Origin of the sequence: Lactobacillus sp. B4015, from assembly GCF_026536055.1 — a bacterium.
GTDB classification, from domain to species: domain Bacteria; phylum Bacillota; class Bacilli; order Lactobacillales; family Lactobacillaceae; genus Lactobacillus; species Lactobacillus panisapium.
In genome coordinates this window covers 327,291-342,901 of the sequence record NZ_JAFNOY010000001.1, presented here as the reverse complement: position 1 = coordinate 342,901, position 15,611 = coordinate 327,291, and the positions used below count along the sequence as shown (strand labels likewise).

Annotated in this window: 16 protein-coding genes and 1 pseudogene; 14 read left to right on the top strand and 3 right to left on the bottom strand. The window is 39.1% G+C overall.

The window, feature by feature from the left end; genetic code table 11:
• The 5 genes and pseudogenes from J3U71_RS01705 to J3U71_RS01685 form a co-directional block, all read left to right on the top strand.
• Nucleotides 1-203 (top strand): annotated as a pseudogene (locus tag J3U71_RS01705) (hypothetical protein); the annotation flags it as partial.
• An 81-nt stretch (nt 204-284) separates the two neighbouring features.
• Complete coding sequence (locus tag J3U71_RS01700) at nt 285-650, top strand: hypothetical protein (RefSeq protein ID WP_267392443.1); 366 nt, start codon at nt 285-287, stop codon at nt 648-650.
• The gene (locus tag J3U71_RS01695; protein ID WP_267392442.1) at nt 647-841 is read left to right on the top strand and encodes a helix-turn-helix transcriptional regulator; all 195 of its coding nucleotides are present in this window, start codon (nt 647-649) and stop codon (nt 839-841) included. The genes J3U71_RS01700 and J3U71_RS01695 overlap by 4 nt, the downstream gene beginning before the upstream one ends.
• Before the next feature lie 83 nt (nt 842-924).
• Entirely contained in the window at nt 925-2,127 is a 1,203-nt protein-coding gene (locus J3U71_RS01690; protein WP_267392441.1) for a tyrosine-type recombinase/integrase, read from the top strand.
• Nucleotides 2,128-2,249: 122 nt separating this feature from the next.
• Nucleotides 2,250-2,903: an HD domain-containing protein gene (locus J3U71_RS01685; RefSeq protein WP_267392440.1), complete on the top strand. Its 654-nt coding sequence runs from the start codon at nt 2,250-2,252 to the stop codon at nt 2,901-2,903.
• Nucleotides 2,904-2,908: 5 nt separating this feature from the next.
• Here J3U71_RS01685 and J3U71_RS01680 read toward each other — a convergent pair whose 3' ends face one another.
• Nucleotides 2,909-3,409 carry a methylated-DNA--[protein]-cysteine S-methyltransferase gene (locus J3U71_RS01680; protein ID WP_267392446.1) on the bottom strand — a complete coding sequence of 167 codons (501 nt, stop codon included), beginning with the start codon at nt 3,407-3,409 and terminating at the stop codon, nt 2,909-2,911.
• 336 nt (nt 3,410-3,745) lie between these two features.
• Between J3U71_RS01680 and J3U71_RS01675 the strand changes: the two genes are divergently transcribed.
• From J3U71_RS01675 to J3U71_RS01650, 6 genes are all read left to right on the top strand, one after another.
• Complete coding sequence (locus J3U71_RS01675; RefSeq protein ID WP_267392439.1) at nt 3,746-4,837, top strand: BMP family lipoprotein; 1,092 nt, start codon at nt 3,746-3,748, stop codon at nt 4,835-4,837.
• 125 nt (nt 4,838-4,962) lie between these two features.
• The gene (locus J3U71_RS01670; protein ID WP_267392438.1) at nt 4,963-6,033 is read left to right on the top strand and encodes a BMP family lipoprotein; all 1,071 of its coding nucleotides are present in this window, start codon (nt 4,963-4,965) and stop codon (nt 6,031-6,033) included.
• A 79-nt stretch (nt 6,034-6,112) separates the two neighbouring features.
• Nucleotides 6,113-7,648, top strand: a complete 1,536-nt coding sequence (locus tag J3U71_RS01665; protein WP_103752252.1) for an ABC transporter ATP-binding protein — start codon at nt 6,113-6,115, stop codon at nt 7,646-7,648.
• Nucleotides 7,641-8,786, top strand: a complete 1,146-nt coding sequence (locus J3U71_RS01660; protein ID WP_267392437.1) for an ABC transporter permease — start codon at nt 7,641-7,643, stop codon at nt 8,784-8,786. Before J3U71_RS01665 ends, J3U71_RS01660 begins: the two co-directional genes overlap by 8 nt.
• The gene (locus J3U71_RS01655; RefSeq protein ID WP_267392436.1) at nt 8,786-9,742 is read left to right on the top strand and encodes an ABC transporter permease; all 957 of its coding nucleotides are present in this window, start codon (nt 8,786-8,788) and stop codon (nt 9,740-9,742) included. The genes J3U71_RS01660 and J3U71_RS01655 overlap by 1 nt, the downstream gene beginning before the upstream one ends.
• A 9-nt stretch (nt 9,743-9,751) precedes the next feature.
• Entirely contained in the window at nt 9,752-10,690 is a 939-nt protein-coding gene (locus J3U71_RS01650) for a nucleoside hydrolase (RefSeq protein WP_267392435.1), read from the top strand.
• 69 nt (nt 10,691-10,759) lie between these two features.
• Here J3U71_RS01650 and J3U71_RS01645 read toward each other — a convergent pair whose 3' ends face one another.
• Both J3U71_RS01645 and J3U71_RS01640 read right to left on the bottom strand, forming a co-directional pair.
• Nucleotides 10,760-12,076 carry a C1 family peptidase gene (locus tag J3U71_RS01645; RefSeq protein WP_220268512.1) on the bottom strand — a complete coding sequence of 439 codons (1,317 nt, stop codon included), beginning with the start codon at nt 12,074-12,076 and terminating at the stop codon, nt 10,760-10,762.
• A 144-nt stretch (nt 12,077-12,220) separates the two neighbouring features.
• Nucleotides 12,221-12,649: an Hsp20/alpha crystallin family protein gene (locus J3U71_RS01640; protein ID WP_103752257.1), complete on the bottom strand. Its 429-nt coding sequence runs from the start codon at nt 12,647-12,649 to the stop codon at nt 12,221-12,223.
• A 212-nt stretch (nt 12,650-12,861) separates the two neighbouring features.
• Between J3U71_RS01640 and greA the strand changes: the two genes are divergently transcribed.
• From greA to J3U71_RS01625, 3 genes are all read left to right on the top strand, one after another.
• Nucleotides 12,862-13,323, top strand: a complete 462-nt coding sequence (greA, locus tag J3U71_RS01635) for a transcription elongation factor GreA (RefSeq protein ID WP_103752258.1) — start codon at nt 12,862-12,864, stop codon at nt 13,321-13,323.
• Between the two features lie 80 nt (nt 13,324-13,403).
• Entirely contained in the window at nt 13,404-14,717 is a 1,314-nt protein-coding gene (locus J3U71_RS01630; protein WP_220220176.1) for a nucleotidyltransferase, read from the top strand.
• Between the two features lie 230 nt (nt 14,718-14,947).
• A complete protein-coding gene (locus J3U71_RS01625) occupies nt 14,948-15,610 on the top strand; it encodes a CPBP family intramembrane glutamic endopeptidase (RefSeq protein WP_103752260.1) in 663 nt (220 codons plus the stop codon).
• The last annotated feature ends 1 nt before the right edge of the window (nt 15,611 follow it).

Here is a 15,611-nt window from a genome sequence, read left to right as displayed (position 1 = left end):
TAATCATCACGACGCCATATGATCCAATCAGTTTCTATCGCAATATAAATTCGATAAATGATATGGCGGTGGATTCGATTAATCAGTTGTTAAGGCGCATTAAGCCAATCAAGGTCACAGATCAAATGGTCAAGATAATTAAGCGCAAAATCGCACAAAGACAAAATAAAAAAGCTAGTCACACCGACCAAGATGAAAACTAGCCATTTCAAAAATTTTTACATTTCAAGTATAAAACTAAATTTAGCAAAAAGAAACTTTATTAATATTGAAAGGAAATAAATATGAATAATTCAAAATTAAAAAATAAGTTCACTTATTACGACATGTGGATTACGCCACCTACATTTCAGCAATTATGCGATTTTGGCTTGATTGGCCGCAGAATCGGTGAAGTTAACATTATTGACTATCATGACAATCCAGGCGATAGCTTTATTGATGATGGAATCATCTGCCAAGTAGAAAATTGTATTAATGACCGAAATAAGCCACTCGAAATTCTTTTATTCTGCGATACAGTTGCCGATTATTCGAAATTCATTAATCAACCGGTTATAGCTGATGTAGGCAACTTTTATTGCCCAGGCTGGCAAGAAATACCTACCTATCAGGTCAAAGGCTTACGAATCGCAGGTGACAAGAAATGACGTCAATTTTATTGAACGGCAAGCAGCTCTGTGAGCAGCTTAATATTAGTACCACCTTACTTTACAAGTTTCGCAAAGCTGGCATGCCTTATCATCAACTGCCACACAGCAGGGCATACTATAATTTAAAAGAAGTTCAAGAATGGTTAGCTCAAGCAGGTTACCATCAAGAAAAAACTTGGTCAAAATAATCTAAAATGAGATAGAATAAAAGCAAGTGACTAATAACTAAGCTTTTATTTCTATCTTTTTTAATCAAGAAAGGTAGAAGTTTATGATAAAGAAGGTAACGAAAGGAAAAAATAAGAATAAATATCAAGTAAGAATCCAACCAATCGATAAAAATACTGGGAAACGGATAAGTTGGCCGATTAGTTACGAGAAAACGAAAAAAGAAGCGGTAAAAGTCGAGCGTCAAATGTGGGCTGAATATGAATCTGGCCTTAATCCGAACAATGGGAAAGTGATATTCGCGGATGATTTTAAGCGTTATGTGGAATTGCGTTCTAAGTCAATTAGTGCTGTCACACTTAAGGCCTGGCTGGAGACGGTCAGATCGGTTAAAAGCTATTTTGGTAAAGCTAAAATTGATCAAGTAACTACTGCGCTGATTAATCAATATGCCCACGATTATGTCAAATTTCATCATGCCACTGTAAGTAACACTTCCAGCATTTCGAAAAGGTTAACTCATTTGCGCAATTATTTTAAATCTATTGAAGGTAAGGTAATTAAAGAAAATCCCATACCAGAAAATGCCTTGAAATTGTTTTTTAAACAGAGTGATTTTACTGTGGCTCAAGAATGGCGTATATTTACGGCCGATGAATTAGTCAAAATTAGGGAATCGATTATTGATGATTTGAAAAATGACTCTGTTGAAAATAATGGTAGCAAGTTAGCTATTCTGATTGAAAGTTACACAGGCATGCGCGTGGGCGAGTTGCAGGCTTTAAGATTTTCTAATATGGTAAAAAATGATAATTTCTGGACTTTTAAAATTGATGATAGTTGGTCAGATTTGAGCAAGTCCTTCAATGGTACGCTTAAGGCCCGTCCACAAGGCTATACTCGAACCTTATTGCCGATTCCCGCAAAAGTAATCGAACAAATAAAGGGGTACCATACTTTACAAGAAAATTTTTTAAAAGGTCATGGTTTAACTAATCCTAAAAGATTAATTTTTCTTAATTTGCGAGATTATCGCCGAGCCAAAAAATGTGAACCTTTAACGCAGAGTGGACTGACTTATACTTTTAAAGAAATTTGTCGCAAATTAGGAATTGATCCCAATGGTAAACGTATGAGCATCTATTCTTTCAGACATACGATCTGTACCAAATTGGCTAACACACCTGGAATATCATATCCATGGGCGGCAGAAAAAATGGGGCATACAGTTTCGATGTTTATGAAAACTTACGTTGGTGTCGATCCTGATATTAATAGCAGAATGTCCGAAATTTGGACGGCTTAAGAGTGCACACAAAACTGCACAATTAAATTTTTGAAATAGTTAAAAAATATTGATAGCTAGGGATTAACAGCCACATGCTCAGGAGCTGGGAAGCGGCTTAGTGAAAGGAAGGGAAGATAAAGTTGGATTTAGATAAGATTACCAGTTTTGTTAAACAGCAATTAAAAGACGAAAAAACCGGGCATGATTTTTATCATAGTCGGCGAGTTGCCAATTTAGCTAGTCAAATGTATTTGCAGGATAACCCAGATGCACGACCTAATAGCCGCATGGTGGCAATTATTAAAGCAGGAGGGTATCTGCACGATACGATTGACGAAAAGATCTGTGCGGACCCTGAGGCGGTTATCGCGCAAATTAAACAGCTATTACCTCAGGCTGATTTTACTGAATTAGAAGTTCAGGATATTTTGTTTACGATTCAGCATATGTCTTTCTCCCAAAATATTGAGCATCATTACCAATTGCCGGTATCTGGTGAATATGTTCAGGATGCGGACCGAATTGAAAGCTTAGGAGCTATGGGAATTGCCCGTGCTTTTACCTATGGTGGTGCTCACGGAAATGCAATTTATGATCCTGAAATTAAGCCCCAGAAGTTGGTCAGTCACGATCAATATCGTGAACATACGGAAACAACGATCAATCATTTTTACGAAAAGTTATTCCAACTTGAAGATTTGATGAATACCGCTGGTGGTAAAAAAGAAGCACACAGAAGAACAGAATTCATGCGTGCTTTTGTTAAAGAATTTATGGCGGAATGGGATGTTTAAAAGTGCTACAGCGCCTGCTCCATTTGTAATAGGGCTTGTTTGCGCTCAATTCCGCCAGCATATCCAATTAATGAGCCATCCTGGCCAATAACCCGGTGGCAAGGAATAATCAGGGTAATAGGATTGTGACCAACAGCTCCGCCGATTGCCCGTGCCTTGTTAGTCTTTTTTGACTCCTGTTTTTGCAACTGGTCAGATAACTCTTTGTAAGTCGTAGTTTGCCCGTAAGGAACTTTTTGTAATTCCTGAAAAACTTGCTCACGAAAAAGTGTTACCTCTGGTTTGATTGGAATCGCGAATGGATCGGGCTGTTGCCCGCAGAAATATTCGGTTAGCCACTGTAATGTCAGTTTAAGTGGTCGCACTATTTTTTCATCTGCTTTTTCTAGCTGATAGTTTGCGCCGAAAAATTTTTGGTCATTAAACCATAGACCGAGTAAGTGCTGATCACTACTTAAAAGGATCATTTTGCCAAGTGGCGACTGATAGGTTGCTTTGTGTAAAATCTTGTTCATAAAATTTAACCGTTAATTTTTAGAGAACCACGTCAATCGTGGCTCTTTTTTTATTGCTAATATTTAAGCTTATTTTAGCCTAAAAGTTCTTACTTTAATAGCGAGTAAAAGGAGTTTCCTATCAGGATAACTTTACATAAATTCGTAAAATCAAAAAAATTTTGTTTTTGTGCTTGTTGCATACAAAAATAGATAGCATTAAGCTTACATTCTGGTCTATACCAAATATAAACCGCATGATATCAACACTCTATGTTGTGCTGTTCTTTTGACATAGCTACTAAATATTGATATTTTAGGTAATGTAAAAAAATAGGAGGTCAAAAGATGAGGACGAATATTAAGAAGATTTTTTCACTTGCAACGGTGGCAGTTACGGCGGGGATTGCCCTGACGGCTTGTTCTGGCAAAAAACAGGGCGGTAGTGGTAATTCTACCAATAATGCTAAGCATTCAATTGCGCTGATTACTGATACTGCTGGTGTTAATGACAATTCATTTAATCAGTCAGCTTGGCGTGGCTTTAAGGCATACGGCAAAGAACATAACATCAAGCGTGGCCGTAATGGATACCAGTACTTCCAATCAAGCAGTGCAGCAGACTTCGAACCAAATTTTGACCAGGCAAGTAAAGCCGGTTATCAAACCATTTTTGGTATTGGTTATAGTCTAAAAGATGCTGTTAGCGCAGCTGCCAAAAAGGATCCCAAGAAAAACTTCGTTATTGTTGATGACGTGGTTAAGGGCCAAAAGAACGTTGCTTCCGCAAACTTCAAGAGTGAACAAGCTTCTTATTTAGCCGGTGTTGCTGCCGCTACCCAAACTAAGACTAATGTAATTGGTTTTATCGGTGGTGCACACAGTGATATTATTGACCTCTTCGACGCTGGCTTTACTAAAGGTGTGAATGACCAAGCCAAAAAGCTCCATAAGAAAATTACCCTGTTAAATCAATACGTTGGCAACTTTACTAGTGCTGATAAAGAAAAAGCAATTGCCCAATCAATGTACGCTAAAAAAGCGGATATTATCTTCCATGCTTCGGGATTAGCTGGAAATGGTCTTTTCCAAGAAGCCAAAGCTATTAACCAGAACCGTGCTGCAGATAAAAAAGTTTGGGTTATCGGTGTTGATGTTGACCAATCATATCTCGGCAACTACAAGACTAAGGACGGTAAAAAAGATAATTTTGTCCTAACCTCCGTCATTACAGGCGTAAATGTAGCTACTCATGATATTGCCAACCGTGCATATAACGGTAAGTTTCCTGGTGGTAAGCAACTAGTTTACGGCCTTGATACAAATGGTGTTTCCATTATGCGTGGTCATATCAATGACACTGCATGGAACTATTCGCGGAAGGCACGCAGTGAAATTATTGCTGGTAAGATTAAAGTACCAATTCACCCTGCTAAATAGTTCGCCTTTAACATAACTATAGTTTTTTAAGCCCTTTATATTACATCTTATTCTTGAAATTATACGTATTTTATAATAAAGTAGTTAATGAAAAGTTCGTATTTTGTGGAGGGTAAGAAAAAATTATGGGTAAGAAATTTACGAAGCTTTTGTCTTTAGGAGCACTTGCTGCGTCATTTACGTTGCTGGTGAGTGGTTGTTCTGGTAAAAAACAGAATTCAACCGCGCAAAGTAAAAAGGACAGTATTGCTTTAATTACAGATAGTAATGGTATCAACGACCAGTCTTTTAATCAGGCTGCTTGGGAAGGCTTTAAAGCTTACGGTAAAGAGCACAACTTGCAAAAAGGCAGTGGCTATCAATATTTCCAGTCAAATAGTGCCACTGACTACACGCCTAACTTTAATCAAGCTGCTAAGTCAGGCTATAAGACAATTTTTGGTATTGGTTATTTGTTAAAGGACTCTGTCAGCGCAGCTGCTAAAAAGAACCCGAAGAAAAACTTTGTAATTGTTGATGATGTGATTACTGGTCAAAAGAATGTTGCTTCCGTAACTTTTATGAGTAACCAGTCTTCATATTTAGGCGGAGTTGCTGCAGCGTACTCCACTAAGACTAACAAGGTTGGTTTTATTGGTGGTGCCAAGTCAGCGATTATTGGCTCATTTGAGAGCGGCTTTAAGCAAGGCATTGAAGACGCAGCTAAGGCAATGCACAAGAAAATTACTGTCAGTTCCCAATATGTTGGTAACTTTACTTCGACTGATAAGGCTAAATCAATGGCGCAATCGATGTATGCAGATAAATGTGATGTGATTTTCCAAGCTGCTGGCTCTGCTGGAAATGGTGTTTTCCAAGAAGCAAAAGCACATAACCAAACACGTCTAGCTGATCAAAAAGTCTGGGTTGTTGGTGTTGACGTTGATCAGCAAAACATGGGCGAATATAAGGCAAAAGATGGTAAAAAAGCTAACTTTACTTTAACTTCAGTGCTGAAAGGTTTAAATGTTGTCACTAAATCTTTAGCTGATGACGCTGTTAAAGGTAAGTTCCCGGGTGGCAAGCATTTAGTTTACTCGTTAAAGGGTAACGGTGTTTCCGTCACTAAGGGGAACCTTTCGCCTAAAGCTTGGGCAGCAGTCCAAAAGGCGAGAACAGAAATTATTGCTGGCAAAATTAAAGTTGCGCAAAATTAGCAGTTAGTTAAATGTTTTTAAGAACTCTTTGTGTATTAATATGCAAAGAGTTTTTTACAAAAGGAAATTAATAATTGAAATGAAAAATACGACTAATGTAATTGAGATGCGGCATATAGTCAAAGACTTTAACGGCTTTAAGGCTAATAATGATATTAACCTTACTTTGCAAAAAGGTGAGATTTTAGCCCTTCTTGGTGAAAACGGTGCGGGAAAGTCAACTTTGATGAGCATTTTGTCAGGACTGCTCATGCCAACTTCTGGTGAAATCATTGTTCGCGGGCAAAAAGTAGCCGTCAAAAATCCGACTGTAGCTAAGGATCTAGGCATTGGTATGGTTCACCAGCATTTTATGTTGATGAATTCATTTACGGTTTTGGAAAATATTATTTTAGGCCACGAAACGACTAAGGGTCCGAAACTTGATTTCAAAAAAGCCCAAAAGCAGATTGAGGAGTTATCTGCTCGGTATAATTTAAATGTTGATCCAAATAAAAAAGTGGGCGAAATAACAGTTGCCCAGCAGCAGAGAGTAGAAATATTGAAGGTTCTTTATCGCGGCGCTGATATTATGATTTTTGATGAACCCACTGCTGTTTTAACCCCGCAAGAAATAACCGAGTTTATTCAGATCTTGCAAGAATTGGCCAAAGAAGGAAAGTCAATCATCTTGATTACGCACAAGCTGGAAGAGATTAAGCGGGCTGCTGATCGAGTTACGGTTATCCGTGCTGGTAAAAGTGTGGGTACGTTTGAAGTAGCAGATGTATCTAATAATCGTTTGGCTGAGTTAATGGTTGGCCGTCATGTTGATATGCGACTGGATAAACCTGAAGCCAAGCTAGGTAAAACAACGCTTAAAGTTAGTGATTTAAAGGTAAAAAATAAGCAAGGCATTTTAACGCTTAAGGGCTTATCTTTTAACTTGCGTGCAGGTGAAATTTTAGGAGTTGCAGGAATTGATGGCAACGGTCAAGACGAATTAGCTCGGGCGTTAACTGGCATGCAGCACGTTGATTCAGGCAAGGTTATGATTAATGACGAAGACATGACTAACCAAAAGGTCCGCAAGATTACTGAAAAGGGCGTTTCTTATATTCCTTCTGATCGGCAAAAATACGGCTTGATTTTGCCATTTTCAATTTCTGATAATTTGGCATTACAAAATTATTACCGTGAGCCATACTCTAGCCATCATTTAATGCATTATGATGCCATTCACCAGCATGCTAATCAGTTGATTAAGAAGTTTGATATCCGAACTACAGGCAGCAATCTGCCAGTTAGTGACCTATCCGGCGGTAACCAGCAAAAAGTAATCATTGCACGTGAACTGAACCTTAACAGTGATTTAATTATTGCCTTTCAACCAACGCGTGGACTTGATGTTGGTGCAATTGAGTATATTCATAAACAGCTGCTCCTTGAACGGGCTAAGGGTAAAGCCATTTTATTAATTTCCTATGAGCTAGATGAAATTATGCAGTTGTCTGATCGAATTATTGTTCTTCATGACGGTAAGATTTCCGGTGAAGTAAAACCTGAAACAACCAGTGATGAAGAATTAGGCTTGTTAATGACGGGTATCAAGAAAGAAGGCAACGCTCTTGCTTAAAGTAAATCCCAAAACTAAAAAAATCTTAGTACCAATTATTTCAATTCTCGCCGGCTTTTTAGTTGGTGCTTTAATTATGCTTATATGGAGCTATAATCCGTTTGAAGCATATGCGTCAATGTTTTCGAGTGCTCTGGGCAATATGAATGGAATCGGGGAAACTATTCGTGAAGCTACACCGCTGATTTTTACGGCTATTGGTTTTGCCATTGCCTCTAGCGCCGGCTTTTTCAATATTGGGTTACCCGGACAAGCACAAGCTGGCTGGCTAACTTCAATTTGGGTGGTGCTTGCTAATCATAATATGCCTAAGGCATTATTGCTGCCACTAGCAATTATTGCCGGGATTGCTGCTGGTGCATTAGTTGCCGGAATTGCCGGCTGGCTGCGGGCTCAGTTTGGGACCAACGAAGTGATTACTACGATTATGTTGAACTATATTGTGCTTTATTCTTGCCAGTACTTAATGCAGCAGATTATGCCGAAAACGATGAGAATTGATACGGACACAACTAAAACAATTGCTGCTAATGGTAGTTTAAAAATTGACTGGCTCAGCTCGATGTTTGGCGATTCGCGAATTAATGCGGGAATTTTCTTAGCTATTATTGGTGTGTTCATTTACTGGTACTTAATGAAAAAGACAACCACCGGCTTTGAAATTCGGTCGGTTGGTGCTAACCCATTTGCCAGCCGTTATGCCGGAATGTCGACGAAGAAAAACATTTTGTATTCAATGCTTTTATCCGGTGGTTTTGCCGGCTTAGGCGGTGTTGTTCAGGGATTAGGAACATATCAAAATTACTTTACCCAGACAACTAGCTTGGATATCGGTTGGGACGGTCTTTCTGTTGCCTTACTGGGTGGTGGAACTGCCGTTGGCATCCTGTTAGCAGCAATTTTATTTTCAATTTTAAAAATTGGTGGTTTGGGGATGCAGACGATTGCCGGGATTCCTTATGAAATAGTTTCAATTGTGATTGCAGCAATTATCTTCTTTGTGGCGATTCAATATGTGATCGGCTTGCTCTTTAAAAATAAACGGGTAACCGCCAGTGACTCACAGCAAGAAGAAAAGATAGCTAGTACTCAGGATAAGGCACCAAGTGCAACCAGCACTGAAGGAGGACGAAACTAATGAATTTGCTTACCATTTTATCTTTATTGGTGTCTTCCACCTTCGTTTACTCAACGCCGCTAATCTTTACTTCACTAGGTGGCGTTTACAGTGAAAATTCTGGGATTACAAACGTTGGCCTTGAAGGAATTATGACCATGGGCGCTTTTGCCTCAGTAGTCTTTAACCTGACTCTTGCATCCACCTTTGGCAAAGCCACCCCTTGGCTAGGGTTAATTGTTGGTGGAATAGTCGGTTTAGTATTTTCACTGCTTCATGCGGTAGCAACAATTAACTTCCATGCGGATCATGTCATTAGTGGGACGGTTTTGAACTTGATGGCTCCACCACTCGGCGTCTTTCTCGTTAAAGCGATTTATGATAAAGGTCAAACCGAAAACATTACGCAAAGTTTTGGCTATTTCAGCTTTCCTGGCTTGGCCAATATTCCAGTAATTGGACCAATTTTCTTTAAAAACACTTCTGCACCTGCTTGGCTGGCAATTATTGTTTCTATTTTGTTATGGTGGATTTTATATAAAACCCGTTTTGGCTTGCGTTTACGTTCTTGTGGTGAGAATCCCCAAGCAGCTGATACAATGGGAATTAACGTTTACGCCATGAGATATGCGGGCGTTCTTATTTCTGGTTTCTTAGGAGGAATTGGTGGGGCAGTTTTTGCACAGGCCATTTCTGGTAATTTTTCCATCTCAACTATTGTGGGACAAGGTTTTATGGCGTTAGCCGCAATGATTTTTGGTAAATGGAATCCGCTTGGAGCAATGCTGGCATCATTATTCTTTGGCTTTGCGCAAAGTATTAGTATTATTGGTAACCAGCTGCCATTTTTCAATCATATCCCATCAGTTTATATGCAAATTGCACCGTATGTAATTACGATTGTCATTTTGGTATTATTCTTTGGTAAATCAGTTGCACCCGCAGCAGACGGACAAAATTATATTAAGTCAAAATAAGGAGAACAAATGAAAGAAATTTATTTTAATCATGATGGTAATATCGACGATCTAGTGTCGTATTTGCTTTTCTTACTCGCACCCGATATTAAATTGCTTGGCGTCAGTGCAATTGATGCCGACGGTTATATTGACCCGTCTGTGGAAGTTTGCCGCAAAATGACGGATCGGTTTAATTTAAGAGGAGACCAATTAGCAATAGCAAAGTCCAATTCTCGGGCGGTCAATCAATTCCCGGCCGATTGGCGAACAGCGTCCTATTCTTTTAACTCCTTGCCGCTATTAAATGAGGCTGGCAAGATGACGACTAAAGAAGCTGATCAACCAGCTCATCTTGATATCGTAACTAAACTGGAGAATGCCCAAAAGCCAGTGACGCTGGTAATGACGGGCCCGCTGACCGACTTGGCACGTGCACTTGATGCCGCCCCAGCAATTGAAGATAAAATTGCCAAGCTTTACTGGATGGGTGGCTCGCTTGATGGTCATGGCAATGTGGTTCAAGTTAACGCTGATGGTACCCAAGAATGGAATGCCTTTTGGGATCCGTTTGCGGTTGAACGCGTTCTTAAGTCAAATATTGCAATGGAAGTTATCGGCCTTGAAAGTAGTGAGGAGTTGCCTTTAACGGACGAATTGAAGATGCACTGGGCAAGTTTACGCAAGTATCCTGCAATTGATTTAGTGGGGCAGGCTTATAGTCTCCTCGTTAATCCGCCAATTCAAACGATGCAACTCTACTTCTGGGATGTTCTAACGGCAATTAGTGCTCTTTATCCTGAAGTAGTTTTAGCTTCAGAAAAAAGGCGGGTTAAGGTAATTACAACCGGAACTGCAGCCGGGCGAATGGAAGATGATCCTAACGGCCGCGAGATTACCTTGGTAACTAAAGCTGACAAGAAGCTGTTTTTCAAGAAATTTGACGAAATTCTGATGCGGGCAGAATAAGTTTGATAATGATAAAAAAAGACGAAATTCGTTTAACGAGTTTCGTCTTTTAAGTTATATAAATTTAGTTTAGGCGATTGAATCCCATGCTGGCAGGTCAGTTACTGGACCTTCGGCTAAGGCAACTTGTTCAGAAGTTAGGTACTTTTTGTGGACAACTACTTCATAAACATATTCTTTAAACCATTTGTCGTTCATAACGAAGAAGCCTTTGTCACCGTTCTTTTCGCCCCAGGAGTTTTCGACTTTCCACTGGCGAATTTGGCCTTTATCTTCATCGACACCAACTAATACCATTGCATGGCTGGCGTAACCTGAACCGGTCCGTAGACGGTCAGCTTTTGACATGCTGAGATCGACGCCGTATAAGTCACTGTACTTGTACAAATCGCTGTCAAGATATCCTTGCTTGCGGTCGCTTTGAACAAGGACATCATTACCAAACCAAACAGCTTCACCATCTTTTAACTGGTTAACAGCGTAAGTTTCTAAGTATTCCATCGGTACATTCAAGAACTTAATTCTGCAGACGCCGCCAACATTATCAGCAAATGGAATGCCGTACAACTTGTTATATTCACGATCAGGAGCGTTAGTTAAAACAACGTAATCATTAAAGTCAACCTCGCCCATGTACTTGTGTAAAAATTCAAGTGGTGTCAAGTCTTTGTCCAAGTGGTACTTCTTGTCATCATCGCGGTATTCAAGGTCAAATTTCTTTGGTGGCTCACCGACTGCAATTGCCGTCATCTGGTAGACTTCACTTAAAAATTGCTCGCGTGCTTGCTCGACTTCTTCGTCTTTGCCTGCTTGCTTCAATTCCCGCAATACTAATGCATCTTTTCTCAATTTATCGCCTAAAGTCTTGCCAAACGCATCAGTGTTATTGGCGTTGAAACTTTCAGGCATGGCGTATGACGGAACGACACCATATTTTTCGATTAAAGCAGCACCCATATGAAAATGTCCGCCATCTTCGCCGGCCCCGCCTAAGATGGCTTCAACCGTCCGTGAATTTAATTTTTCATCAGCGGTAGCCAAAATGTTGTCATAAAAAGTGTTGGCACGTTCAATTTTGTCCCAGAAAAAATTATAACTTTGTGAAAAAGTAAAATTCTTGCAGTGATATTTTTTACCAAATTGATGACGCAGTATGTTCAGAGTGGCAAATTCCCAACAGCGGCCTGAATGAAGCTGATTAGTAACATTTTCAGTATCTAATTCTGTTGAAAAAACACGTGTTAGTTCATTTTGAACCCGCTCGTTATAAGCTGCCATCGAAACGCCGCTTTTTTGAGCAGCACGGGCAACAACCTGATTTTTGGGGTTGTCATTAAAATTGTTCGCAAACTTTTCAAGCTCTTGAACAGTAATTTTGTGTCCCATTAATAATTCTCCTTTTTTAATCTAATTTTAAATTACTTTATATTTTAAGCCAAAAGAAAAACGGGTTCAATAGCTGAACTCGTTTTAGAGAATTATTTGTATTGGCAACTTATCTTGAACTTCTTGCAATCTTTATTAAATAAGTTAATCAATTTGAATTGAATTATCACTTTGACCAGAACTTTGTTTTGGTAAAGTAATAGTCAATACACCATTATCATACTTTGCATGGATCTCACTTGCAACCACATTTGGTAATCTGAAGCTGCGAGAAATGTGACCTTCGCTTCTTTCACGGTGAATAAGACTATTATTCTTATCATTAGATAGGTCTTTGAATGATTTTCTAGAGCCTGATACGCTCAAAATGCCGTTATTGTAGTTTAAGTTAATATCGTTTTTATCCATTCCAGGCATGTCTACTTTGATAATGTATTCTTTATCATTTTCAACAACGTCTGATTGCATTAATTTGGCCATATCGCCATCGTCAAAAAATTTTCTTGGAAGATCAAACCAATCGTTCATCGCATCAAATAAGTCATTGTGCCGATTCATCATATCATTTGCCATAGTAAAAAGCTTCCTTTCAAATTTAATTAAGTTTTGTAATGGGGTGTTTGCTATTTCCTCATTACAGTTATTATTATAGTACCTAGAAAATTAAAATTAAAGTATTTAGCACTCTTTATTTTCGAGTGCTAAAAATAAAAGCTGAAAACTGTTGTGGCAGTAATAATAGCTTGTGGAAAAATTTTTTCTAACAAACAAAAGGAGTAAAAATATTGGTTTATTATCAGAAAATGACGCCGGAAGGTTACCAAAAAATTAAGAACGAAATAGCTGAATTGAAAAAGGATCGTCCGCGCAGAATTAAGATTTTGCAAGAGGCCCGGGCACTGGGTGACTTGTCGGAAAATACTGAATACACTGAGGCTAAGCGTGATCTGGGTCACTTACAAAGCCGCGTGCGGTACTTAGAAAAGCAACTAAAATATGCTGATGTTGTTGATAAAACCGCTGATGGGAAGGTTGACCTTGGTAAGACAGTCACACTTAAATTTGATGATGATGACGAAACAGAGAAGTATAAAGTAGTTGGCCGGATGGAAGCAGATATTGCCGACGGAAAGGTTGCGTTTGATTCACCTCTTGGGCAAGCAATAATGAAAAAAGAGGTGAATACGACAGTTAGTGTAATGGCGCCTGCGGGAGAATATCACGTTACTATTATGGCAATTGACTAAATTTTGCACTTGATTAATCGAACTAGCGTTTGTATAATTAACTTTAGACGAACAAAGGTTTGTAACAAGGAGTGGAAAAAATGTATGATTATCGTTATGAACCCCACCGCGTAGTGTTTATGATTGATAATAAGTCATTTTTTGCAAGCTGTGAGGCGCTAGAACTAGGACTTAATCCCATGAAGGCTGTGCTGGCAGTGGTGTCCCATCAGCCTGATAGCAAGTATGGTTCAGGGTTAATTATGGCGGCTTCTCCTTTAGCAAAGGCAAAGTATGGTTTAACTAACGTGATGCGTGTGCGCGATTTGCCCACTAAAAAAGATGCACCTGATTTATTGCTGGTTGATCCGCACATGAATTTATATATTAAGCGCAGCATGCAAGTGCTAGATATATTTCGTGAGTATGCGGCGGATGAAGATATTCATGCGTATTCAATTGATGAGAGCATGATTGATATGACTAAATCTTGGCATTTGTTTGGGGATGATCCCTATTTAGTCGCACGTAAAATTCAGTGTGAGATTAGGGATAAGTTGGGCTTATATACTACTTGCGGAATTGGCGAAAATCCGCTTCTTGCCAAACTAGCAATGGATATTTCTGCTAAGCACCGCCATTCAATGATTGACTATTGGCATTATATTGATGTTCCCGATACAATTTGGCGAATTACTGATATGGAAGAAGTCTGGGGAATTGGCAAAAGAACAGCGCATCATTTGCGGCGTTTGCATATCAATAATATGTATGAATTAGCACATACCGATCCTGCGATTTTGAAGAAAGAATTTGGCGTAATTGGCGAGCAGTTATTTGCAATGAGCTGGGGTGTTGATCGCAGTATTATTAGCGAAAAGTTTTTTCCAAAAATGAAAAATTATGGTAACTCGCAAATTTTAACCAAGGATTATACTAATCAGCGTGAACTCGAAATTGTTTTGCGTGAAATTGGTGAGCAAGTCGCTGCCAGAATTCGTGCGCATAAGCTTCAAACCCAATGTGTTAGCTTGTATGTTGGCTTTTCGCAGTATAAACCGACAGGCAATCGAACGGGCTTCAATGTTCAGCGGAAAATTTCACCGACTAATGACAATGATTTACTCGTACAAGAAATACTGGCTTTGTTTCGCAAAAATTGGCGTGGTGAAACAGTTCGGGCGCTGGGAGTCAGCTGCAGCAGGCTCATTCCGGATACTTGTCAGCAATTAACCTTTTTTATGCAGCCTTCTACCCAAATAAAGAAACGTAAAATTGATGAAACGATTGACCAAATAAGGCGAAAATATGGCTTTAAAAGTTTGGTTAAAGCCTCCAGCCTAATGGAAGGCGCCACGGCAATAAGACGTAGCAGCCTAGTGGGTGGTCATAATGGCGGAAACGCGTACGAATAATTGTGATAAAGTAGCCATGTATCGCTTAACTGACTGTTACCAAAAGCATTTGCGCTTATTCAGTATTGCCGAGAAAAATCCTTTTTAAAATAAGCACTTGGGCTTGGTTTGAGTGCAAGATGCTAACAATAAAAAGCAAACTGAAAAATCTAAGCTGGCGTTTCATAAAATTAGCTTTTTTTGCTATAATATGGAATTTGTAAGGTACATATAGGATAGAGGTAATTTTAGTGAATACACCAGCATCAAGAGAGGGCAACCTTATACGCTACATCGTTTATTTTATTGGTTATTTAATGGTTGCTGGCGTAATCAAGTTGGTTGCTAAAAATTCGCCAATCCATATCTGGGATCTGATTTTATTTGCAACAATTTCTTTGATGATATTACTATTTTTTATTTATCGGTTTAACCGTGAACAGCGCTTTTTTGACCGAAGTTTTTCTGGCTCCTGGCTTAGCAATTTTGGTCTGATTATCAGCTTAACGATAGTTGTGACCGCCTTGCGAATTTGTACAGCCTGGTTGCAGTCTTATGGCAAAATTAAATTCTATGGCTTTCAAATTGCTTATTTGCAGCATGAATCTGTCGCGACCTATTGGTTCCTAGTGGTAGCAGTTGGCTTGGTTTTGCCAATTTTGCAGGAATTTTTGACAACTGGCTTTTTATTTAATTATGCTTTCCGTAGTAATACGGTGGCAACAGCCATTTTAGGAATTATTACTTCTGGTATCTTATTTAGTCTGCTTAACTGGCAAAGCTCTGTCCCCTTGCTGGTGGTTAATGCACTATTTGGGGCGATTTTTGCTTGGTCGTACTTATATACGCAAACAATGTGGATGCCGGTCTATTTAGCGGCATTAAATGGCGTTATTTTACTAATTATGACCTAAT